General features: G+C 62.5%; 22 protein-coding genes. 13 read left to right on the top strand and 9 right to left on the bottom strand.

The features are described from left to right. Positions 1 to 65 precede the first annotated feature (65 nt). Together AC3WWR_RS12015 and AC3WWR_RS12010 are read left to right on the top strand one after the other, a co-directional pair. Positions 66 to 1,079, top strand: coding sequence for an ABC transporter substrate-binding protein (locus AC3WWR_RS12015; protein WP_083349327.1), 1,014 nt, complete (start codon positions 66 to 68; stop codon positions 1,077 to 1,079). A 106-nt stretch (positions 1,080 to 1,185) separates the two neighbouring features. Further along, complete coding sequence (locus AC3WWR_RS12010; RefSeq protein ID WP_033044544.1) at positions 1,186 to 1,623, top strand: DUF3995 domain-containing protein; 438 nt, start codon at positions 1,186 to 1,188, stop codon at positions 1,621 to 1,623. Between the two features lie 280 nt (positions 1,624 to 1,903). Here the strand turns inward: AC3WWR_RS12010 and AC3WWR_RS12005 are convergent, their stop codons facing one another. The 7 genes from AC3WWR_RS12005 to AC3WWR_RS11975 form a co-directional block, all read right to left on the bottom strand. Beyond that, on the bottom strand, positions 1,904 to 2,266 hold the full coding sequence (locus AC3WWR_RS12005) for a Na+/H+ antiporter subunit G (protein ID WP_008063389.1): 363 nt from the start codon (positions 2,264 to 2,266) through the stop codon (positions 1,904 to 1,906). Beyond that, entirely contained in the window at positions 2,263 to 2,541 is a 279-nt protein-coding gene (locus AC3WWR_RS12000; protein WP_008063386.1) for a K+/H+ antiporter subunit F, read from the bottom strand. The genes AC3WWR_RS12005 and AC3WWR_RS12000 overlap by 4 nt, the downstream gene beginning before the upstream one ends. Beyond that, positions 2,538 to 3,026, bottom strand: a complete 489-nt coding sequence (locus AC3WWR_RS11995; protein ID WP_454866112.1) for a Na+/H+ antiporter subunit E — start codon at positions 3,024 to 3,026, stop codon at positions 2,538 to 2,540. Before AC3WWR_RS11995 ends, AC3WWR_RS12000 begins: the two co-directional genes overlap by 4 nt. Next, the gene (locus AC3WWR_RS11990) at positions 3,023 to 4,708 is read right to left on the bottom strand and encodes a monovalent cation/H+ antiporter subunit D (protein WP_492598718.1); all 1,686 of its coding nucleotides are present in this window, start codon (positions 4,706 to 4,708) and stop codon (positions 3,023 to 3,025) included. Before AC3WWR_RS11990 ends, AC3WWR_RS11995 begins: the two co-directional genes overlap by 4 nt. Then, positions 4,705 to 5,049 carry a Na+/H+ antiporter subunit C gene (locus AC3WWR_RS11985; protein ID WP_007986256.1) on the bottom strand — a complete coding sequence of 115 codons (345 nt, stop codon included), beginning with the start codon at positions 5,047 to 5,049 and terminating at the stop codon, positions 4,705 to 4,707. Before AC3WWR_RS11985 ends, AC3WWR_RS11990 begins: the two co-directional genes overlap by 4 nt. Beyond that, positions 5,049 to 7,967 (bottom strand): monovalent cation/H+ antiporter subunit A, encoded by a 2,919-nt coding sequence (locus AC3WWR_RS11980; protein WP_492598717.1) that lies wholly within the window; start codon positions 7,965 to 7,967, stop codon positions 5,049 to 5,051. Before AC3WWR_RS11980 ends, AC3WWR_RS11985 begins: the two co-directional genes overlap by 1 nt. A 244-nt stretch (positions 7,968 to 8,211) precedes the next feature. Beyond that, positions 8,212 to 9,216, bottom strand: coding sequence for a DMT family transporter (locus tag AC3WWR_RS11975; protein WP_432669680.1), 1,005 nt, complete (start codon positions 9,214 to 9,216; stop codon positions 8,212 to 8,214). A gap of 15 nt (positions 9,217 to 9,231) precedes the next feature. On the opposite strand from AC3WWR_RS11975, the gene AC3WWR_RS11970 reads away from it, so the two are divergent. The 11 genes from AC3WWR_RS11970 to AC3WWR_RS11920 all read left to right on the top strand — a co-directional run bounded on the left by AC3WWR_RS11970 (position 9,232) and on the right by AC3WWR_RS11920 (position 20,404). Then, a complete protein-coding gene (locus AC3WWR_RS11970; RefSeq protein WP_020800954.1) occupies positions 9,232 to 9,795 on the top strand; it encodes a helix-turn-helix domain-containing protein in 564 nt (187 codons plus the stop codon). 157 nt (positions 9,796 to 9,952) lie between these two features. Next, entirely contained in the window at positions 9,953 to 11,170 is a 1,218-nt protein-coding gene (locus AC3WWR_RS11965) for an SfnB family sulfur acquisition oxidoreductase (RefSeq protein WP_033043273.1), read from the top strand. Between the two features lie 10 nt (positions 11,171 to 11,180). Further along, positions 11,181 to 11,630 carry an acyl-CoA dehydrogenase gene (locus tag AC3WWR_RS11960; RefSeq protein ID WP_033043274.1) on the top strand — a complete coding sequence of 150 codons (450 nt, stop codon included), beginning with the start codon at positions 11,181 to 11,183 and terminating at the stop codon, positions 11,628 to 11,630. Beyond that, positions 11,630 to 13,033 carry an LLM class flavin-dependent oxidoreductase gene (locus AC3WWR_RS11955; protein WP_033043275.1) on the top strand — a complete coding sequence of 468 codons (1,404 nt, stop codon included), beginning with the start codon at positions 11,630 to 11,632 and terminating at the stop codon, positions 13,031 to 13,033. Before AC3WWR_RS11960 ends, AC3WWR_RS11955 begins: the two co-directional genes overlap by 1 nt. 176 nt (positions 13,034 to 13,209) lie before the next feature. Beyond that, entirely contained in the window at positions 13,210 to 14,115 is a 906-nt protein-coding gene (locus AC3WWR_RS11950; protein ID WP_020800959.1) for an acyl-CoA synthetase family protein, read from the top strand. Then, entirely contained in the window at positions 14,112 to 14,888 is a 777-nt protein-coding gene (locus AC3WWR_RS11945) for an ABC transporter ATP-binding protein (RefSeq protein WP_020800960.1), read from the top strand. Before AC3WWR_RS11950 ends, AC3WWR_RS11945 begins: the two co-directional genes overlap by 4 nt. Beyond that, positions 14,888 to 15,769 carry a branched-chain amino acid ABC transporter permease gene (locus tag AC3WWR_RS11940; RefSeq protein ID WP_020800961.1) on the top strand — a complete coding sequence of 294 codons (882 nt, stop codon included), beginning with the start codon at positions 14,888 to 14,890 and terminating at the stop codon, positions 15,767 to 15,769. Before AC3WWR_RS11945 ends, AC3WWR_RS11940 begins: the two co-directional genes overlap by 1 nt. Positions 15,770 to 15,773: 4 nt before the next feature. Beyond that, positions 15,774 to 16,823, top strand: coding sequence for a branched-chain amino acid ABC transporter permease (locus AC3WWR_RS11935; protein ID WP_033043855.1), 1,050 nt, complete (start codon positions 15,774 to 15,776; stop codon positions 16,821 to 16,823). Positions 16,824 to 16,848: 25 nt separating this feature from the next. Next, positions 16,849 to 18,189, top strand: coding sequence for an ABC transporter substrate-binding protein (locus AC3WWR_RS11930; RefSeq protein WP_454866109.1), 1,341 nt, complete (start codon positions 16,849 to 16,851; stop codon positions 18,187 to 18,189). A 2-nt stretch (positions 18,190 to 18,191) separates the two neighbouring features. After that, the gene (locus AC3WWR_RS11925) at positions 18,192 to 18,959 is read left to right on the top strand and encodes an ABC transporter ATP-binding protein (RefSeq protein ID WP_492598716.1); all 768 of its coding nucleotides are present in this window, start codon (positions 18,192 to 18,194) and stop codon (positions 18,957 to 18,959) included. A 14-nt stretch (positions 18,960 to 18,973) separates the two neighbouring features. After that, positions 18,974 to 20,404: an FAD/NAD(P)-binding protein gene (locus AC3WWR_RS11920; RefSeq protein ID WP_083349322.1), complete on the top strand. Its 1,431-nt coding sequence runs from the start codon at positions 18,974 to 18,976 to the stop codon at positions 20,402 to 20,404. Positions 20,405 to 20,481: 77 nt separating this feature from the next. Here AC3WWR_RS11920 and AC3WWR_RS11915 read toward each other — a convergent pair whose 3' ends face one another. Further along, positions 20,482 to 20,694, bottom strand: coding sequence for a hypothetical protein (locus AC3WWR_RS11915; RefSeq protein ID WP_020800966.1), 213 nt, complete (start codon positions 20,692 to 20,694; stop codon positions 20,482 to 20,484). Positions 20,695 to 20,799: 105 nt separating this feature from the next. Further along, positions 20,800 to 21,540, bottom strand: coding sequence for a response regulator (locus AC3WWR_RS11910; protein ID WP_020800967.1), 741 nt, complete (start codon positions 21,538 to 21,540; stop codon positions 20,800 to 20,802). Positions 21,541 to 21,976 lie beyond the last annotated feature (436 nt).

The raw sequence follows: 21,976 nt of genomic DNA, 5'->3' as shown, positions 1-21,976 counted from the left end.
AGAGGCTTTGCGGTCTTCTGCCAGGCCATCCTGCTATTGCTGTGAACAGCACGAGGTGCACAAGCATGAAAGGCATTCGCCGGTTGCTGGCCGCTGTCGTGGCCACGTTCGGATTGTTGGCGTCACCCGCTGCGGTGCTGGCTGCCAGCGCGCCGATCCACTTCGCCGACCTCAATTGGGAAAGCGGCAGCCTGATCACCGATGTCCTGCGGATCATCGTCGAAAAAGGGTATGGGCTGCCGACCGACACCTTGCCAGGCACTACCATCACCCTGGAAACCGCACTGGCCAACAATGACATCCAGGTCATTGGCGAGGAGTGGGCGGGGCGCAGCCCGGTCTGGGTCAAGGCAGAGGCGGAAGGCAAGGTCGTGAGCCTGGGCGATACGGTCAAGGGCGCCACGGAAGGCTGGTGGGTGCCTGAGTACGTGGTCAAGGGCGACCCGGCCAAGGGCATCAAGGCGCTGGCGCCGGACTTGCGCAGTGTCACCGACCTTCCCAGGTACAAAGACGTGTTCAAGGACCCTGAAGCGCCGAACAAGGGGCGCTTCCTCAACAGCCCTATCGGTTGGACCTCGGAAGTGGTCAACAAGCAGAAGCTCAAGGCCTATGGGCTCGATGACAGCTATGTGAATTTTCGCAGCGGTTCGGGAGCGGCGCTGGATGCGGAGATCAGCTCGTCGATTCGCCGGGGTAAACCGGTGTTGTTCTATTACTGGTCGCCCACGCCGCTGCTCGGTCGCTTCAAGCTGATCCAGCTGGAGGAGCCGCCCTTCGATGCGCAGGCCTGGAAAACCCTGACCGACGCCGACAACCCCAACCCGCAACCGACCCGATCGCTGCCCTCGAAGCTGTCTATCGGCGTGTCCACGCCGTTCCAGAAGCAGTACCCGCAGATTGCCGCGTTCTTTGCCAAGGTCGATTTTCCCATCGACGCGTTGAACAGGGCGCTGGCTGAGATGAGTGAAAAGCACACGCCACCGCGTCAGGCCGCCGAAGCGTTCATGAAGGCGCATCCGCAGGTCTGGAAGGCCTGGTTGCCCAAGGATATCGCGGACAAGGTGTCAGCCGCCTTGTAGGCGGCAGCCGCAAACGCGTTGGTCGGGTCGTTGGCATGAGCGCGTGCACGGCGAAAAAAGCCGACTAGGATGAGTCTGTTCAAATCCCTTTCAAGGATTTCAGACCATGACCTTCGTGTTGGCTCAATGGCTGGCGACGGTAATTGCGGCAATCGCCCTGGCACACGTGTATTGGGCGTTGGGTGGTAAATGGGCCGTCGTGGCGGTGGTGCCGCAGGTGCCGGTGGAGGGCGAAGCGCGATTGCAGCCGGCCTTCAAGCCCCGTGGCTGGATGACGATGCTGGTGGCGGCGGCGTTGCTGACCATTGCCCTGTTGGTGTGCTTGCGAGTTGGCTGGTGGCTGCCGCAGGTGGATCATCGAGGGTTGCAATGGGTGATCAGCGCCATTGCGTTATTGCTGTTCGCCCGGGCGATTGGTGATTCGGAACTGGTGGGGTTTTTCAAGGAGGTCAAGGGGTCGCGGTTTGCCCGCTGGGACACTTGGGTTTATTCGCCGTTGTGTGTGGTGCTGGGGGCTGGGTTGTTGGCGGTGGCCTGGGTCTAAGATGAAAAATCGCAGCCGACGGAGTACATATCCATTCCTGCGGTAACGGCCACCTATGGTTTCGCCCTTACGGCGAGTCCCTTTTTCAAACGCCAAAAAGGAACCAAAAGGCTTTGCCCCACCACTCGGTGCCGAGCATTAGCGAGGCACCGAACGTCAGGGGCAAGAGCCCTTGGTTACTTGGGGCTTTTCCAAGTGACTCGCCGTAAGGGCGAAACCATAAGTGGCCGTTACCGCAGGAATGGAATGTACTCCATCAACGCAGACTGCGATCTTTCAATCACCCCCCACTCTCCGTACGCCGACTAGAAACCTCCGCCGGCACATCATCCCCAGCCATGCGCTTGCGAAACAATGCCGCCCTGGCCAGCAACAACGTGGTCACCGGCACAGTGATCGCCAGCAGTATCGGTATCAGCCACGCATGCAAAACCGGCCCGGACTTGAGCGCCGAAAAGAAGATGATCGAGGCCAGGGCCACGCACCATGCTCCCAGGGTCGAGGCCAGGGCCGGTGGGTGCATGCGCTGGAAGTAATCCTTCATCCGCAACAGGCCAGTGGCGCCAATGAGGGCAAACAGGCTGCCGAGCACCAGCAGGATGGCCACGGGTATTTCCACCCACAAGGATAATGGCGCACTCATTCGATCACCTCGCCGCGCAGGAGGAATTTCGCCAGGGCGAACGAACCGACGAAGCCAAACAGCGCGATCAGCAACGCCGCCTCGAAGTAAGTGTCACTGGCATAGCGAATGCCCAGCGTCAGCATCATCAGCATCGCCACGATGTACAGGTAATCCAGGGCCAGGACCCGGTCCTGGGCCGATGGGCCCTTGAACAGGCGGATCAGGGTCAGGATCATCGCCACGCAAAACAGGAACAGGCTTAGCAGGATGGCGTTGGACAACAAGCTGCTCATTCGAAAATCTCCATCAGCGGGCGCTCGTAGGTCGCCTTGAAGTGCTGGATGAACAGCACTTCGTCATCCAGGTCGAAGACATGCAGCAGCAGGATGCTGCGATCCAGCGCCAGTTCCGACCAGACGGTGCCGGGGACCACCGTGCAGATCATCGACAGCGCGGCCAGGCCATTGGCGTCGCGCAGGTCCAGCGGCACCTTGACGAACCCTGAGCGTGGCGGCCGGCGGCGAGCATTGAGCACACCAAAGGCGACCGCCAGGTTGGACGCCAGCACATCGCGACCGACCAGCAGGAACAGACGCAGAATCACCCCGGGCCGCCGAATGCGAATCGGCAGCGGGCGCAGCTTGCGCATCATTAAAGGCGCGCAAAACCCCAGCAGGGCGCCCAGCAACAGGTTGCCGGGGCTGAGCGACAGGTTCAGCAGCAACCACAACAGGCACAGGGCCAGCGACAGCCATGGCGCAGGCAGCAGGCGCTTCATGGTTGCACCTCCAGCAGCGCTGCACTGGCCTGCGGGCCTGGCACTACGCGGGTGCCGAGCACGGCCATCACATACTGCTGCGGGTTGTTCAAGGCGTTGGCGGCCGCTTGGGTGTAGCGCAGCAGCGGTTCGGCCTTGAGCGTGAGCAGGATGCACAAGCCCAACAGCGCAAAAATCGGTACGCATTCCAGGCGCCGCAGCGCAGGCGAGGGGCGTTCTGCCGGTGTCCAGAAACGCTGGACGCCGATGCGGGCAAAGGCGATCAACGACGCCAGTCCCGAGAGGATCAGCAGCGTCAGCAAGCCCCACGCGGCATTCGATACCGGTGCGTCGCCGGCGTTGCCCAGACCCATCGGGTTGAGCAGGGCGCTGAGCAGGCTGAGCTTGCCGATGAACCCGGAAAGCGGTGGCATGCCGATGATCAGCAGGGCGCAGGCGATGAAGCTCAAGCCGAGGAACGCCATGGTCCAGGGAATCACTTGGCCGACCACGGCTTTCTGGTCGTCGTCGAGGTTGATGCCCTTGACCGGATACAACGATTCCAGCGGCCGAGGCAGCATCTCGTTTTCATCCTCCAGGGGCATTTCGTTGGCCGAGCGCGAGCGTTCGATCAACTCCGCCAGCAGGAACAGCGCGCTCAGCGCCAGGGTCGAGCTGACCACATAGAACAGTGCCGCAGCGATCAGGTTGGGCTGGCCGAAGCCGATCGCCGCCAGCAGGATCCCCGCCGACACCAGGATGCTCAGGCTGGCCATGCGCTCCAGGCGTTGGGCCGCGAGGATCGCCACGGCCGCGCAGACGATGGTGGCCATGCCGCCGTAGATCAGCCAGTCGCCACCGAAGTACGCCGAGGCGCCGGCCTGACCGGAAAACAGCAGGGTCCACAGGCGCAGCAAGGTGTAGATGCCGACCTTGGTCATGATCGCAAACATCGCCGCCACCGGCGCACTTGCCGAGGAGTACGCCGGCACCAGCCAGAAATTCAGCGGCCACATCCCGGCCTTGGCCAGGAACGCCACCGCCAGGATGCCCGCGCCTGCATGCAAAAGTCCCCGATCGGCTTCGGGCACCAGCGGAATCTTCAGCGCCAGGTCGGCCATGTTCAGGGTGCCGGTGACGCCGTAGATCAGCGCCGCGCCAATCAGGAACAGGGTCGAGGCCAGCAGGTTGATCGAGATGTAATGCAGCCCCGACGACACCCGCGCCCGGCCCGACCCGTGCAGCATCAAGCCATAGGACGCGGCCAGCAGCACTTCGAAAAACACGAACAGGTTGAACAGGTCCGCCGTCAGGAAGGCGCCATACAGGCCCATCAGCTGGATCTGGAACAGCGCGTGGAAGCTCGAACCGGCGCTGTCCCAGCGCGCCATGGCGAACAGCAGCGCACAGACGCCGATAATGCCGGTCAGCACCAGCATCAGCGCCGACAGGCGATCGACCACCAGCACCAGGCCGAATGGCACCTGCCAGTTGCCCGGCAGATACACGCCAATGGAACCGGCGATGCCGGTGGTTTGCGTCCATTGCAACAGCAGCACTGAAATACCCAGCCCCAGCAGGCTGGAGAACAGGTTGATCTTGGCTTTGAGCGGGCGGTGCTTCTCGCCGAGCATCAGCATGATCGCGGCGGTCAGCAGCGGCAGCAGGATGGGGGCGGCGATCAGGTGCGACATCGGATTCATTCTTTAGGCTCCCGGCCATCCACATGGTCGGTGCCGGTCAGACCGCGCGAAGCCAGCAAGACCACCAGGAACAGTGCGGTCATGGCGAAGCTGATGACGATGGCGGTGAGTACCAGTGCTTGCGGCAGCGGGTCGGTGTAGTGCAGCAGATCCTGGGGCACGCCGTCCTTGATGATCGGCTCCTTGCCGATGAACAGGCTGCCCATGCTGAAGATGAACAGGTTGACACCGTACGACAGCAGGCACAGGCCCATGACCACCTGGAACGTCCGCGGACGCAGGATCAGCCAGACGCCGGACGCGGCCAGGACGCCGATGGCGATGGCGATGACTTCTTCCATCAGACAGCCTCCTTGATGACGACAAGTTTGGGCTGGGCCGCGGTCTTGTGACCCCGCACCGATTGGTGGGCGAGGGCGGTCAGGATCAACAGCGTCGAACCGACCACCACGGCGTACACGCCGACATCAAAGAACAGCGCACTGGCCAGGTGAATGTCGCCCAGCAGCGGCAGGTCGAAATGCCAGGTGTGGGTGGTCAGGAACGGATAGCCGACGACCATCGCGCCCAGGCCGGTGACGGTGGCGAACAGCAGGCCGACGCCCATCCAGCGCAGCGGCCGCAGGCTCATTTGCGCTTCGACCCACTGGGTGCCGGCGACCATGTACTGCAGGATGAACGCCACCGACATCACCAGGCCCGCGACAAAGCCGCCGCCCGGCTGGTTGTGCCCGCGCATGAACAGGTAGAACGAGACCACCAGCGCAATTGGCAGCAGCAGGCGAACCAGCACCGCCGGGACCATCATGAAGCCGAGCGCGGTGTCGCTGGCGTGACGCGGGTTGACCAGGTCGGTGACCACGTCCGGCGCGAGCAGGCGCTGCTGGGCCGGCAACTGCAGGCTTTCCTTCGGCGGACGGAAGCGTCGCAGCAGGGCGAACACGGTAAGCGCCACGGCCGCCAGCACGGTGATTTCGCCGAGGGTGTCGAAGCCGCGGAAGTCCACGAGCATCACGTTGACCACGTTGCTGCCGCCGCCTTCGGGCAGGGCGCGGCTGAGGTAGAACGAAGAAATGTCGTTCGGCGTCTGGCGGGTCAGCATCGCGTAGGCCAGCAACGCCATGCCACCGCCGACTACCGCCGACAGCAGCAAGTCGCGGATGCGGCGGATGCGCGCCCTGCGCAGGCTGCTCGGCAGCGGCGAAACCTCTTCGATCCGCCGTGGCAGCCAGCGCAGGCCCAGCAGGATCAACACCGTGGTCACCACTTCGACCACCAGTTGCGTCAACGCCAGGTCCGGGGCCGAGAACCAGACGAAGGTCACACAGGTCATCAGGCCGCAGACGCTGACCATGGTCAGGGCGGCCAGACGATGGTACTTGGCCTGGTATGCGGCGCCGAGGGCGCAGGCAATCGCCAGCAGCCAGAGGATGACGAACACGATCGAGCCCGGGATTTTCGGTCGGTCGCCCCAGTGCAGGCTGCTGTGCAACATCGGGATCAACCCGGCCAGGACCGCGGCGAGCACCATCAGGAACAATTGCATCTGCAGGCGCCGGGTATTGATCAGCGGTTCCAGGCGTCGGGCAAGGCGCATCATCAGCACCAGGCTGCGTTCGAACAGGCGCTTGCCATTGAAGCGGCCAATCAGCGGCGGGTAATGGAAGCGACCGAGCTTGAGCTGCTTGCGCAATAGCAGGTACAGCGCGATGCCGCCGGACATGGCGATCAGGCTCATGATCATCGGCGCGTTCAAGCCGTGCCAGATCGCCAGGCTGTACTCGGGCAAGGTGCCGCCCACGACCGGTTGCGCGGCAGCGGCGAGCAACGGGCCGACCACTTGCGCCGGGAAGATCCCCACCACCAGGCAGGTGAACACCAGCAGCTCGACCGGCGCGCGCATCCAGCGCGGCGGCTCGTGCGGGGTGTGGGGCAGGTCGGTAGCGGTCGGGCCGAAGAACACGTCAACGGTGAAACGCAGGGAATAGGCGACACTGAAGGTCCCGGCGATGGTCGCGACGATCGGCAGGGTGGCTTCGATCCAGGCCGTGGCGTTGATGAACACGGTCTCGGCGAAGAACATCTCCTTGGACAGGAAGCCGTTGAGCAGCGGCACGCCGGCCATGGAGGCGCTGGCGACCATGGCCAGGGTCGCGGTGAACGGAATCAGCTTGAACAGGCCGTTGAGCCGGCGGATGTCGCGGGTGCCGCTTTCGTGGTCAATGATGCCGGCCGCCATGAACAGCGAGGCCTTGAACGTGGCGTGGTTGAGGATGTGGAACACCGCGGCTACGGCGGCCAGCGGGCTGTTCAGGCCCAGCAGCAGGGTGATCAGGCCCAGGTGGCTGATGGTCGAGTACGCCAGCAGGCCCTTGAGGTCGTTCTGGAACATCGCGCAATACGCGCCGAGCAGCAGGGTGGCGGCGCCGGCACCACTGACGATGTAGAACCATTCTTCACTGCCCGAGAGCGACGGCCACAGGCGAGCCAGCAGGAACACCCCGGCCTTGACCATCGTTGCCGAGTGCAGATAGGCCGAAACCGGTGTCGGCGCGGCCATGGCGTGGGGCAGCCAGAAGTGGAAGGGGAATTGCGCGCTTTTGCTTAGCGCGCCGATCAGGATCAGGGGCAGCAGGATAGGGTAGAGGGCATGAGCACGAATCAGCTCGCCGGCGGCCAGGACCTTGTCCAGGTCATAGCTGCCGACCACATGGCCAAGCAGCATGACCCCCGCCAACAGGCACAAGCCGCCCGCACCGGTGACCATCAGCGCCATATAAGCACCGCGTCGCGCGTCGGCGCGGTGGTGCCAATAGCCGATCAACAGGAACGAGAAGAGGCTGGTCAGCTCCCAGAAAAACACGATCTGGATGAGGTTGCCGGAGATTACCAGCCCGAGCATGGCACCCATGAACGCCAGGAAAAACGCGAAAAAACGCGGTACCGGATCGTCCGGCGACATGTAGTAGCGGGCGTACAGCGACACCAGCGTGCCGATGCCCAGCACCAGCATCGAGAACAGCCAGGCGAAACCGTCCATGCGCAGGACAAAGTTCAGGCCAAGGCTGGGCAGCCAAAGGAATTCTTCGCGGATCACGCCGCCATGGGCGATTTGCGGGTACAGCAGGGCGACCTGGACGGTGCCGATCAAAGCGACCAGGCCAGCCAATAACGATTCGGTATTACGCGCGTTGTGAGGCAGCACCGCTGCCAGACAGCTGCCTATGAAAGGCAGAAGCAGTAGAACTATCAGGGACATAGGCTTCTAATCTGCGGAAGTTTGTGAAGCATCATACGTGCCAGTTCCCGGATCGCCAAACGCCAAGCTGTCGCAGAATCCTACAAGGTAGACGGAAAAGTCTTGCTTCACATTGTTTCGAAGGCCTGCGTTCAGCAGGTCCGGCCTCTTCGCGAGCAGGCTCGCTCCCACAGGAGAATGCATTTCAACTGTGGGAGCGAGCCTGCTCGCGAAAGCTATCTTCCAGACGTTGCAGATTTTGCGGTTAACCCTGGGTTTCCCGCTCCAACGCTTCCTCAGCCACAGCGGCCTTACCCTTGGTCTTCAACTCACTGACAATCACCGCCGCCACGATCAATCCCGCTCCCACCAGCGCAATCGCCGGCAGTCGCTCCCCGGCGATCCGCCCGACAATCCCGGCCCACACCGGCTCACCGGCATAGATCAAGGTCGCGCGGGTTGGCGAAACACTCTTCTGCGCCCAGTTCATCGCCACCTGGATCGCCGCACTCGCCGCGCCCAGCCCAAGGGCACTGCACAACAGCAACCAGGAGAAATCAGGAATGTGTTCCTGGGTCGGCACCACCATCAGGAACGACAGCAGCGACGTGACCGCCAATTGCACCACGGTCACCCGTTTCACATCGACCTGGCCGGCAAAGTTGCTGATCAGGATGATCTCCGCCGCAATGGCAATGGCGCTGATCAAGGTAGCGATTTCACCGGGGCTGAAGTTCAATGCCGCGCCGGAAGGGCCCGACAGCAGCATCAACCCGGTAAATGCCAGCATGATGCCAATACTTGGCATCAGCCCCGGACGACGCCCCAGTACCAGCCATTGCAGCAACGGCACGAAGGGCACGTACAGCGCGGTAATGAACGCCGACTGGCTGCTGGGAATGCTTTGCAGCCCGACCGTCTGCAGGCCGTAGCCGAGCATGATCGCCACGCCGATGAAGGCGCCGGCCTTCAATTCAAACAAGGTCAGGTCCCGCAGGCTGCGCCAGGAGAACAGCGCGACGATGATCGCGGCGGCGGCAAAGCGCAGGCCGACGAAAAACATCGGGCCACTGACGGTCATCGCATGCTGGACCAGCAGAAAGGTCCCGCCCCAGACCATGGTGATCAACACCAGCACGCACTCGGCCTTGCTGAGTCGCAGGAAACGGGAGGGAGCCTGGGAGGAGTTCACCGACGTCATGATCTTGCACACTGTTTGAGGGGGACGCACAATGCTCCCGAAGTTGGGCAGTATACTGCGCAACACCATCAAGTGAGCAATATAGTGCACAAAGATTCCTCGCCCCGGGCTTCGGTCCTGCAACACGTCAGCCAGAACATTCGGCGGTTGCGCCATGCCGCCGATATGAGCCAGACCGCGTTGGCGGAAAAATCCGGTGTCAGTCGCCGGATGCTGGTGGCGATCGAGGCCGGCGAAAAGAACGTTAGCCTGACCACCCTCGACCGTGTGGCCGAAGCGCTGGACGTGGCGTTCAGCGACCTGATCCAGGCCCCCGATGTGCGCGACCATAGCCGCATCAACGAACTCGCCTGGGCCGGAACGATCCCCGGTAGCAAGGCGGTGCTGCTGGCCAAGGCCAATGCCACCCGTGAAGTCGAACTCTGGGAATGGCGCCTGGAGCCGGGCGAGCATTATCCGTCGGAGCCTGACGCCGAAGGCTGGAGCGAACAGTTCTACGTGTTCGAAGGCTGCCTGACGGTGATGGTCGGCGAGGTGCCGCACAAGATCGCCGCCGGCGAGTTCTTCATGTTCGCCAGCAACCAGCCGCATTCCTATCGCAACGAGGGAGAAGTCGCGGTGCGCTTTGTGCGCAATGTGGTGATCTGAACTGTTGGCCGGTCAACACTGGATAAACATTTTGCTGTTCTGAAGCTAAAAGCTTTTCTCTAATAATTCGTTAAGATTTTGATAAATAACGAATTTAAATTCAGGCACGACTCCTGCAAAAGCTCTGGTGCATTCACCCAGAACCCGGAGTCGGCCCATGACAGCCTCAGCCCAATCCCCCCGCTCGGCCAGTGTGAGCCCTGCCCATGTGATCCGCTCGGATGCGGAAGCGATTGCCATCGCCCACAAGCTCGCGGCGCGATTCGCCGTCGAAGCCAGCGTGCGCGATCGCGAACGACGTCTGCCGGTTGCCGAGCTCGACGAGTTCTCCGCTAGCGGCCTCTGGGGCATCACCGTGCCAAAAGCCTACGGTGGCGCCGGAGTGTCTTATGTGACCGTCGCCGAAGTGATCAAGATCATTTCCGCCGCTGATTCTTCCCTGGGCCAGATCCCGCAAAACCACCTTGGCGTGCTCGACATCCTGGTGCAAACCGCCAGCGAAGAGCAGAAACAGTACTACTTCGGCAAAGTGCTGCAGGGTTACCGCTTCGGCAACGCCTTCTCGGAATCGAAAAGCAAACACGCCGGGGCTTTTGAAACCCGTATTCACTTCAACGACGACACCGCGCAAATCGACGGCGAGAAGTTCTACTGCACCGGCGCGCTGTTTGCGCACATCGTGCCGGCGGTGGCGGTCAACGAACAGAACCAGGCGTTCATCGCTTTCATCGAGCGCGACAATCCCGGCTTGACGGTGATCGACAGTTGGGACGGATTCGGCCAGCGCACCACCGCCAGCGGTGGCGTGACCCTGAACGCGGTGCAGGTCCCGCTCAGCGCGGTGATCCCGGCCCACAAAGCCTTCGATGAGCCAACCGCCGACGGCCCGATCTCACAAATCATCCAGGCCGCCGTGGACACCGGTATCGCCGTGGGTGCCCTGGAAGAAACCAAGCGCTACGCCCGTGAAGCGCGGCCATGGATCGACAGCGGCCAGGACCACGGCTGGCAGGACCCGTTCAGCATTGCCGCCATCGGCGATCTCGAATGGCGTGTGCGGGGTAGCGAAGCGATCCTGAAAAAGGCCGGCCAGGCCATTGACGCCGCGCTGCTCGACGCCAATGAAGACACGGTGGCGCACGCCTCGGTGGTGGTCGCCCAGGCCAAGGTGCTGTCCGCCGAAATCGCCTTGCTCACCAGCAGCAAGCTCTTCGAACTGGCCGGTACCCGCTCGGTGCTCGGCAAATACAACCTCGACCGTCACTGGCGCAACGCCCGCACCCATACGCTGCACGACCCGGCGCGCTGGAAATTCCACTTGATCGGCAACTACCTGCTCAACGGCGTAAAGCCTGCGCGCCACGCCTGGAACTGAGGAGTCCACCATGAACGCCTTGACCCAACCGATTGCCGCCGGGCAACCCCTGGCCAACAGCCGGCATGACCTGCACAACGCGCGTAGCCTGCTCGATGCGACCTTGCGTTTCGTCCGCCAGCACAACCAGGCAACTGATGAGCCTCTGGTGATCAGCCGCCTTGGCGATGTGCACATCCGCATCGAAGTGGCCGCTGCGCTGCTGGAACGCGCTGAAGAATTTCTCGCCAGTGGCACTGACGACATCGAAGTCAGCATCGCCGAAGCCGAATCCCGCCTGGCCAGCGCCGAGGCTTTGAGCACAGCCAGCAACGCCGAATTCGAACTCACGGGGCAGCGCACCGCATTGCCGGGTTCGCTGCACGATCCGCTGCGCGGCAAGCTCCACCTCATCGGCAACTTTCGCCTCAACGGCATTCACCCGCCCAGCTTGCACACATCAACCAAGGGAGCCGTTTGATGGCCCGTGAAATCCGTCTCAATGCTTTCGACATGAACTGCGTCGGCCATCAGTCGCCAGGGTTGTGGGCGCATCCGCGGGATCGTTCCTGGCAGTACAAGGACCTGGAATACTGGACAGATCTGGCGAAAATCCTCGAGCGCGGCAAGTTCGACGGCCTGTTCATCGCCGATGTGCTTGGCATCTACGACGTCTATAACGGTAACGGCGATGCGGCAATCCGCCAGGCGGCCCAGGTGCCGGTCAACGACCCGCTGCAACTGATCCCGCCGATGGCGCTGGTGACCGAACACCTGGGCTTTGGCCTGACCGCGTCGCTGTCGTTCGAGCATCCGTACCCGTTTGCCCGACGCCTGTCGACCCTCGATCACCTGACCAAGGGCCGCGCTGGCTGGAACATCGTGACCTCGTACCTGGAGAGCGGGGCGAAGAACCTCGGGCAGAAAACCCAGACCGAACACGACGCCCGCTACGACTTCGCCGAAGAGTACCTGCAGGTTTGCTACAAGCTCTGGGAGGGCAGTTGGGAAGAGGGCGCGATCCTGCGCGATCGCGAGCGGCGGATCTTCAGCGACCCGAGCAAAATCCACGAGATCCAACATGTCGGCAAACACTTCCAGGTGCCGGGGATTCACCTCTGCGAGCCCTCGCCGCAACGCACTCCGGTGTTATATCAGGCGGGGGCGTCAAGTCGCGGCAAGCAGTTCGCCGCCGAGCATGCCGAGTGTGTGTTCGTCGCCGCACCGTCGAAAGTGCTGCTGAAGAAAACCGTGGCCGACATCCGCAAGCGTGCAGCGCAGGCGGGGCGTGATCCGTCGAAGATCCTGATTTTCAACCTGCAGACGGTGATCCTCGGCGAGACCGACGCCAAGGCCAAGGCCAAGTTCGAGGAATACAAGAGCTGGGTCAGTTATGAGGGCGCGATGGCGTTGATTTCCGGCTGGACGGGCATCGATTTCAGTCAGTTCAACCCGGATGAACCGCTCAAGCATGTGCACACCAATGCCATTCAATCGGCGGTGGAGGCGTTCTCCACGGCCAATCCGAACAAGGTCTGGACCCCCAATGAACTGGCCGACTGGGTGGGCATCGGTGGCTTTGGCCCGTTGTTTGTCGGGAGCCCGGAAACCGTTGCCGATCTGCTGCAGGAATGGGTCGAGGAGACGGATGTGGATGGCTTCAACCTGGCGTATGCGCTGACCCACGAAACGTTCATCGATGCCGTGGAGTTGCTGGTGCCGGAGTTGCAGAAACGCGGTGTGTACAAGACCGAATACGCGCCGGGGACATTGCGCGAGAAGTTGTTCGGTGAAGGACCGCGCTTGCCGCAGATTCATCCGGGCAGCGGGTACCGCGATCTGGCGGGGTTGCGGCAGCAGGAGAGAAAGGTGGTGTCTGCCTGAGTAGATGATCGTTCCCACGCTCTGCGTGGGAATGCATCCCGGGACGCTCCGCGTCCCTGCATCAGGAGCGGACGCAGAGCGTCCATGGCGGCGTTCCCACGCAGAGCGTGGGAACGATCATGGCATCTTCGCGAGCAGGCTCGCTCCCACATTACCCATGAACAGGAGGTCAACCCATGAGCGTGCACGAACTCAAGCGTCCGCCGATTGCGGATACCAGGGAATGGCAGGTCAGCGCACCCAAGGCGCTGGAGCAATTGCGCCATTGGGCGCAAATCAGTCCTTTGCAGCCAGCGCTGCGGCACAAGCGTCACGGGCAATGGTTTGCCTGGCGCTGGATCGATGTCTTGCGCGATGTCGAGCGCCTGGCCGATGGCTTGCGCCAGCAAGGATTCGATGAGGATTCGCGGCTGGCCGTCAGCGGCGCCTTCGAGCCGAACCTGTTGCTGCTGGCCCTGGCGGCTCAGCACATCGGCGGCGAGGTGCTGGCCATCGCCGACAACCTCGACGCTCCCGCCTTGCACAACGTCCTGTGGCGCAGCAGCCCTGGCCACGCCTTTGTGCAGGGACGGCAGGCGCGGCAACTCTGGCTCAACCAGGGCCAGTCGTTGCTCGACTTCGCCGAGCTGCTGGGCCCGACAGAGCATCCGCAACGGCTTCGCCTCGGTGTGAACGCAGAACAGTTATGGAGCGAAGAGGGCACCGAGTGGCAGGGCGGCCTGAGCGTCTTGTTCGAACTGTGGCTGGGCAGCGGGCAAACCCTGGCTTTCCCGGAAAGCCCTGGCAGCGCCAGTCGTGATCGCCGTGAAGTGGCGCCTACGGGCTTGCTGCTCTCCGCCGGGCGCCTGCAACTGCTTGCCATGGAAATCGAAAGCCGCCTCGCGTCACCGGGCACCTGGCGCCGCCGCCTGTGCGACTGGGCCATTGCCCAGCCGCAAAAGCCCCTGCAACGCCTGATCAAGACCCGCGTCCGCCGCCTGCTGGGCTTTCACAACCTGCACTTCATCTGGCAAGCCACGCGCACCGCGCAAGCGCAATCCACGCCTGCCTGGCTCGCCGAATTCAAACGGAACATCGCATGATCTCGACCGATTCCATCCTGCAAGTCAGCGGTATTTCCCTGTCCTTCAAAGGCGTCAAGGCGATCAACGACCTGTCGTTCGATGTGCGCCGTGGCGAGATCTGCGCGTTGATCGGCCCCAACGGGGCGGGCAAGAGTTCGTTGCTCAATGTGCTCAACGGCGTGTACCGCTTCGATGCCGGTTCGATCGTGTTCGAGCAGCAGTCTTTCAAGCGCATCGATCCTTTGAGCGCTGCGCGCCGGGGCATAGGCCGAACGTTCCAGAACAACGCGCTGTTCAAGAAAATGAGCGTGATCGACAACCTCCTGACCGGCCTGTCGCGACACCTGCGCAGCAGCTTCATCGAGCAGGCATTGGGTTTGCCACGAGCCCGGCTTGAAGCCGAACAGTTTCGCCAGCAGGCCCAAGGCATCCTCGAATTCCTCGAACTGCAAGCCCAACGCGATGTGCCGGTGGGCAATCTCGCCTATGGCCTGCAAAAGCGCGTCGAGCTGGGCCGCGCCCTGATCGCCGGTCCGAGCCTATTGCTGCTCGACGAGCCGATGGCCGGGATGAACGCCGAGGAAAAACAGGATATGGCCCGATTCATCGCCTACATCAACCGTGACCTTGGCACCACGGTGGTGTTGATCGAACACGACATGAGCGTGGTGATGGGCCTGTCCGACCATGTGGTGGTACTCGACTACGGGCGCAAGGTTGGCGATGGCACGCCTGCCCAGGTGCAGGCCAACCCTGAGGTGATCGCGGCGTATCTGGGAGTGGTGCACTGATGACGTTCTTCGTTGAAACCCTGCTCGGCGGCTTGCTCGCTGGAACCCTGTATTCGCTGGTCGCCATCGGCTTCGTGCTGATCTACAAGGCCAGCGGTGTGTTCAATTTCGCCCAGGGCGCGATGCTGTTGTTCGCCGCGCTGACTTTCGTCAGCCTGCACGATCAGGGTGTGCCGTTTGCCCTGGCGCTGCTGTTGACAGTGCTGGTGATGATCGTTGGCGCGCTGTTGATCGAGCGGCTGGTGCTGCGACCCTTGGTCAATCGCTCACAGATCACCCTGTTCATGGCCACGCTCGGCCTGTCCTTCATCATCGAAGGCCTGGCGCAAGGCTTGATGGGCTCGCAGGTCCGGGCGCTGGACCTGGGCATCGACGACGTGCCGCTGTTCATTGGCGCGATGATGTTCAGCCAGTTCGACCTGATCGCCGCCGCTGCGGCCATCGTGCTGGTGACGGTGCTGGCACTGCTGTTCAACAAGACCCGCATCGGCATCTCGTTGCGGGCGGTGGCAGATGACACCACCGCCGCGCTGTCCATCGGCATCAACCTCAACCGCATCTGGCAGATCGTCTGGGCCGTGGCCGGAGTGGTCGGACTCGTGGCCGGGTTGCTCTGGGGGGCGCGACAAGGGGTGCAGTTTTCCCTGTCGCTGGTGGTGCTCAAGGCGTTGCCGGTGTTGATCATCGGTGGTTTCACCTCGATTGGCGGGGCGATTGTCGGCGGGCTGATCGTCGGTGCGGCGGAGAACCTCGCCGAAGTCTACATCGGCCCGCTGATCGGTGGCGGCATCACGCCGTGGTTTGCTTATGTCCTGGCCCTGGCCTTCCTCTACATCCGTCCCGCCGGCCTGTTCGGCGAGCGCGCCATCGAGCGAGTCTGAACCCATGTCGATTTCCCTTACCCGTGAAACCGCACCGGCGGTGTTGGTCCGGCGCCGCGTGCCGTTCGGTCTGGTCGGCTTATTGCTGATCGCGGTTGTCGTCGTTCCACTGACCGGCAACGACTATTGGTTGAACGCCATTCTGATTCCGTTCCTGGTGCTGTCCCTGGCCGGACTTGGCCTGAACCTGCTGACCGGCTACACCGGGCAAACCTCGGTGGGTGCGGCCGGGTTCATGGCGGTCGGGGCGTTTGCCACGTACGGTTTTCTGTTGCGTTTGCCTGAACTGGGGCTGCCAGTGGCGTTGCTGGGTGGCGGTTTGATCAGTGCGGTGGTGGGCTTTTTTTTCGGGCTGCCGAGTTCGCGGATCAAGGGCTTTTACCTGATGGTTACCACCCTGGCGGCGCAGTTTTTCCTGGAGTGGCTGTTCGTCAAATTCCCCTGGTTCTACAACTACGGCTCGTCCGGCACCATCAGCGCACCGAAACTGGCGCTGTTCGGCCATGACCTGAACACGCCGCTGGGCCGCTATTGGCTGACCCTGACCACTGTGCTGCTGCTGACTTGGGTCGCGGTGAACCTGGTGAAAAGCCAGATCGGCCGCAACTGGATGGCGATCCGCGACATGGACACCGCCGCTGCCGTCATCGGTATTCCCGTGGCGCGCTACAAGCTCCTGGCATTTGCCGTCAGCTCGTTCTACCTGGGCATCGCCGGCGCCTTGTGGGCCTTTGCCTACCTGGGCACCGCCAGTGCCAGCAGTTTCGATATCAATCGATCATTCCAGATCCTGTTCATCATCATTATCGGTGGCATGGGCAGCATCGCCGGCAACTTCGTCGGCGCGGCATTCATCAGCCTGTTGCCAATCCTGCTCAGCCACCTCGGCCAAGCCTTGCTCGGTGGCGCGGTGGATGCCGGGCAGCTGCAAAACCTGCAAAAAATCATCTTCGGCGTGCTGATCATCCTGTTCCTGATCAAGGAACCGGAAGGCTTGATCCGCCTGCTGGGCAATCTTCGTGAACGGCTGGGCCACTGGCCGCTGCGCTTCTGAATCCTTCCACTACTAGAGAAACAACATGCGTGCATCCTTGAAACGCTCCCTGCTCGGCGCCGCTTTGGCGCTGGCGGTTTTCGGCAGTGCAGTACCGATGGCCCAGGCCTCGGCGGACCAGCAGTTCTTTCCGTTGGCCACTTACCGGGTCGGCGCCTACGCCTCCAGCGGCGTACAGGTGTGGGCCGGGATGATCGATTACCTCAACTACATCAACGAGGTCGAAGGCGGGATCAATGGGGTGAAACTGGTTTGGCAGGAATGCGAAACCGAATGGACGGCGGAGAAGGGCATCGAGTGTTACGAGCGCTTCAAGAATGGCCTGGATGGCGCGCCCGTAGCGGTCTATCAACCTAACGGCGCGCCGGCGGCCTATGCCCTGAGTGAACGGGCGGAAGTCGACAGGATTCCGCTGATCACCCTGGGTTATGGCCGCACCGAAGCCACCGACGGCACGGTGTTCCCGTACAACTTCCCGGTGATGCTGACCTTCTACAGCGAAGCCTCCAGCCTGATCAACTACATCGCCCAGCGAGAGGGTGGCTTCGACAAACTCAAGGGCAAGAAAATCGCCACGGTCTACCACGACTCCGCATACGGTCGCGAAACCCTGGGGCCGCTCAAGCTGTTGGCCGAGAAGTACGGGTTCGAGAACATCCAGATTCCGGTGGCCGATCCGGGCAATGAGCAATCGGCGCAATGGCGGCAGATCCGTCAGCTCAACCCGGACTGGGTGTTCCTGCGCACCTGGGGCGTGTCGACCCCGGTGGCGGTCAAGACCGCTGCGCGTTTCGGCTTCCCGGTGGACCACATCGTCGGCGACATCTGGGCCAGCTCCAGCGAAGACGTGCTGCCCGCTGGCGCTGCCGCCAAAGGCTACCTGGCGCTGACGCCGTACCCGGCCGGCACTGACTTCGAGATCCACAAGCGCCTCAAGCAATACATCCTCGACAAGGGCAAGAGCGACCTCAAGGACCTGAAGAATTTCGGCAGCGTCTACTACAACTCCGGGCTGGTGAATGCCGCCGTGGCGGTGGAAGCGATTCGCACCGCCCAGGGCAAATTCGGCAAGCGCCCGCTCAACGGTGAGGAAGGGCGTTGGGGCCTGGAACATCTGAATATCGACGATGCGCGGCTCAAGGACATGGGTTACTTGGGCCTGATGCAAAACCTCAAGTTGTCTTGCAAGGATCACGAGGGCGGCGGTTCGGCGCGGGTGCAGCAGTGGGACGGCGCCAACTGGACGCTGATCAGCGACTGGATCGCCGCCGACCGCGCGTTGCTGCGGCCGTTGATCGACGAGAAATCCGCCGCGTTCGCCAAGGAAAAAGGCCTGACGCCACGCACCTGCACCGCAGAGGAATAATCATGAGCGAAGCCGCCAGCGACATTGCCGTCAACGATCTGTTGCGGGTCAATGACATCGAAGTGATCTACGACGGCGCGATCCTGGCCGTGGCCGGCGTCTCGCTGACGGTGCCCAAGGGCGGCATCGTCGCGTTGCTCGGCGCCAACGGCGCGGGTAAAAGCACCACGCTCAAGGCGATTTCCGGCCTGGTGCGGGCCGAGCGGGCCGAGGTCAGTCGTGGCAGCATCGAGTTCCTGGGGCGTGATACCGCAGGCGTCGATCCGAGCCTGCGGGTGCGCGAAGGGATGGTCCACGTACTGGAGGGCCGGCACGTCTTCGCGCAATTGACGGTGGAGGACAACTTGCGCAGTGGTGGATTTGTCCGCGGCTTGAGTCGCCAGGACATGGCCCGGGAGCTGGAGCGCATCTACGCCTGGTTTCCGCGCCTGAAAACCAAGCGCAAGACCCAGGCCGGCCTCACGTCCGGTGGCGAACAGCAGATGGTCGCCATCGGCCGCGCATTGATGACACGTCCTACTTTGGTACTGCTCGACGAACCTTCCATGGGATTGGCGCCTATCATCGTCCAGGAGATTTTCGAGATCGTCGCCCAGCTCAACCGCGACGCACAAGTGAGCTTCCTGATTGCCGAGCAAAATATTAATGTGGCGCTCAAGTACGCTTCCACGGCCTATGTCCTCGACACCGGCCGGGTGGTGTTGTCCGGCAGCGCCAGCGAGCTGCTGGCCCGGGGCGATCTGCATGACTTCTATCTAGGTAAACACTGAGCAGTGAGAACGGCATGAGTGAAACCCAAAACGGACAGGCGAGCGACGTCATCCGTCACGCGGACATCCTGATTATCGGCGGCGGCCTCAGCGGCGCGATGTTGGCGGCGCAACTGTTACGCCTGCCGGGCAAGCGCCAGGTGCTGGTGATCGAACCGCGCGCCGAGCTCGGGCGCGGCGAGGCCTACAGCGCCGTGGAGCTTGGGCATACGCTCAACGGCAACGCGGCGCGAATGAGTGTCGATCCGGACAACGCCGATGACCTGACCCAATGGTTGACCGACTACATTGCGGCCGGCGGCTGGCCGGAGTCGGATGAGCAGCATGTACCGGTCAGCGAGTTGTTCCCGCCCCGGGGGATTTTCGGCCTGTACGTGCAGCAACGCCTGGCCGAGGCGCAAGCGCTGGGTGCGTTGAACGGCTCGACGGTCGAGCATGTGCGCGCCGAGGTGGTGGATCTGCAAACCGATGCGCAGTCGGTGCGCTTGAGCTTGAGCGACGGCCAGCGACTGCAGGGTTCCTTTGCCGTGCTCGCGACGGGGATGTTCCCGGCCGCGCGCACGCCGCAGACGCAGTCCAGCGGTTTGAACGCGGCGGCGCTTGACCCGTGGGATGTTGCTGCGATGCGCCAGCTCGATCCGCAGTCGACGGTGCTGATCATCGGCTCGGGGCTGACCATGGTCGATGCCGTGGTGTCGCTGGAACAGGCCGGGCATCGCGGGCCGATCAACGTGTTTTCCCGTCACGGCCTGTTGCCCCATGTGCGGCGCCAGCCACCGGCCTGGGTGGATTTCCTGGCCGAGGATCAGAGCATTCGCACGCCACGACAGCTGGTGCGTGAATTACGCCGGCATTGCCGCGATGCCATCGCCCGGGGCATTGACTGGCAGGCACCGCTGGACACGGTGCGGGCGCACATCGGCCGTCTGTGGAGTCAGGCCACCGACTTGCAGCGGCGGCAATTCGTGCGCCATGTACGGCCGTGGTGGGAAAGCCATCATCACCGCTCGCCACCGTTGAGCGCCGAACTGGTGGAACGCCTGCACAAGGAAGGGCGATTGCAGATTCAGGCAGCCTCGTTCAAAGGGCTGGAGCCTTCTTCGGGCAATGAGGTGAGTATTCGAATTCGCCGCCGAGGTGAAACGCAAACCGTTGTCGTCAGTGGCGCGGCATTGATCAACTCCAGCGGCATCGAATATGACTGGCGACGGGTGGCGCGACCATTGCCCCGGCAATTGCTGGCGCGCGGGCTGATTCGCCCGGGACACCTGGCGCTGGGCATTGCGGCCGAGGTCGACGGTGCGGTACTGGATGCCGATGGTCAGGCTGCGAGCCGACTGTTTGCCATGGGCCCACCGTTGCGCGGGATGTGGTGGGAAAGCACTGCGGTCACAGATGTCGCAAGCCAGGCCAAGGCACTGGCCGCGCGATTGGCAACACCATAAACCCTGTAGGAGCTGTGTAGATGCAACAAACCCCGCATTGGCGGGGTTTGTTGTTTCAGGCAGCCCAAGGCTGTTGATCAATAGCGCTGATACTTGGAGCCGAACTCAGGGCGGTTTTCTGCGACGTAGAGTTTGTCTTTCTGGTCAGCGCTGACGGTGTTCACGTTGAGTGTCGCCGGCTGGCTGACTTTCGCCGCTGCAACCAGCGGGGTAGTGGCGTGGGGGGCGGCAATGGCGCTAGTGGCACCAAGCACCGAAAGGGCGAAGCCGAGACCGATGAGGCTTTTCATGATGTTGCTCCAGAGCGTGGGGAGAAGATGTGGCCACTGTAGTGCTGGAGCGTCGCGATGAAAAAACACCCTTGCGCATAGTCGTTATCGAGGGTGTTGATCTATTCAGGCCTGTGCATCGAGCATTTCCACCGGGTAGGAGAACACGTATCCCTCGCTGCGCACGGTCTTGATGTAGGTCGATTCCCGTGAGTCGTCCTTGAGTCGTTGGCGCAGGCGGCTGACCAGCAAATCAATCGAACGGTCGAACAGATCGGCGTCGCGGCCTTGGGTCAGGTTGAGCAATTGGTCGCGACTCAGAACCCGTTGCGGGTGATCGAGGAACACCCGCAGCAGGCGGTATTCGGCGCCACTGAGGGCCACCAGGGTGCCGTCTTCGTCGAGCAAATGACGGGCGGTGGTGTCCAGGCGCCAGCGGCCAAAACCGAGCATCCGACCGCTTTCGCTGATCAGCAGATTGGGTGGCAGCATGCGGGTACGGCGCAATACGGCGTTGATCCGCGCCAGCAGTTCGCGGGCGGAGAAGGGTTTGGTCAGGTAGTCGTCAGCGCCCATTTCCAGGCCGAGGATACGGTCGGTTTCATCGTTGCGAGCGGTGAGCATCAGGATCGGCGTGGCTTTGTGCTTACCCGCGCGAAGTTCGCGGCACAGCACCAGGCCGTCGTCGCCGGGCAACATGATGTCGAGCACGATCAGGTCGACCTGGTTGGCTTCGAGGAAGCTGCGCATGTGCCGGCCATCGGGGACCACGGTGGTGCGCAGGCCGTTTTTCTTCAAGTAGTTGCCGACCAGTTCGCGGATTTCGCGATCGTCGTCGACGATCAGGATGTGGTTGACGTGGTCCATCGGTCGATCCTCTTTTTTTGCAACGATACATTTTGTAGGCGTTGGGTTGCCAGCGAAGGCGGCCTCATAGCTCTCGGATGTACCCGATCTACTGATCTACTGATTTACTGTAGGAGCCAGGCTTGCCGGCGAAGGCGCCCTTACAGTCAACCAATTCTCTTTCAGGTGTACATATCCATTCCAGCGGTAACGGCCACCTATGGTTTCGCTCTTACAGCGAGTCACTTTGAAGAGCGGAACGCCGCCCGGCGCAAAGTAACCAAACGCTCCTGCCCCTGGCGTTCGGTGCCTCGCTAATGCTCGGCATGCCCTCGCTCCGGTCCTGCTCCGTGGGCCCGCCGCGATCGACCATCCATGGTCGTGCGCGGCTAAACCGGCATCCATGCCGGTTTACCCACTGCGCAGAACCTCCACTCGGCCTCTCGAGGGGGCAAGA

This window comes from Pseudomonas sp. EB271-G4-1 (genome assembly GCF_058791355.1).
The sequence above is the reverse complement of the archived record's forward strand: the minus strand, read 5'-3'. Positions and strand labels throughout refer to the sequence as shown.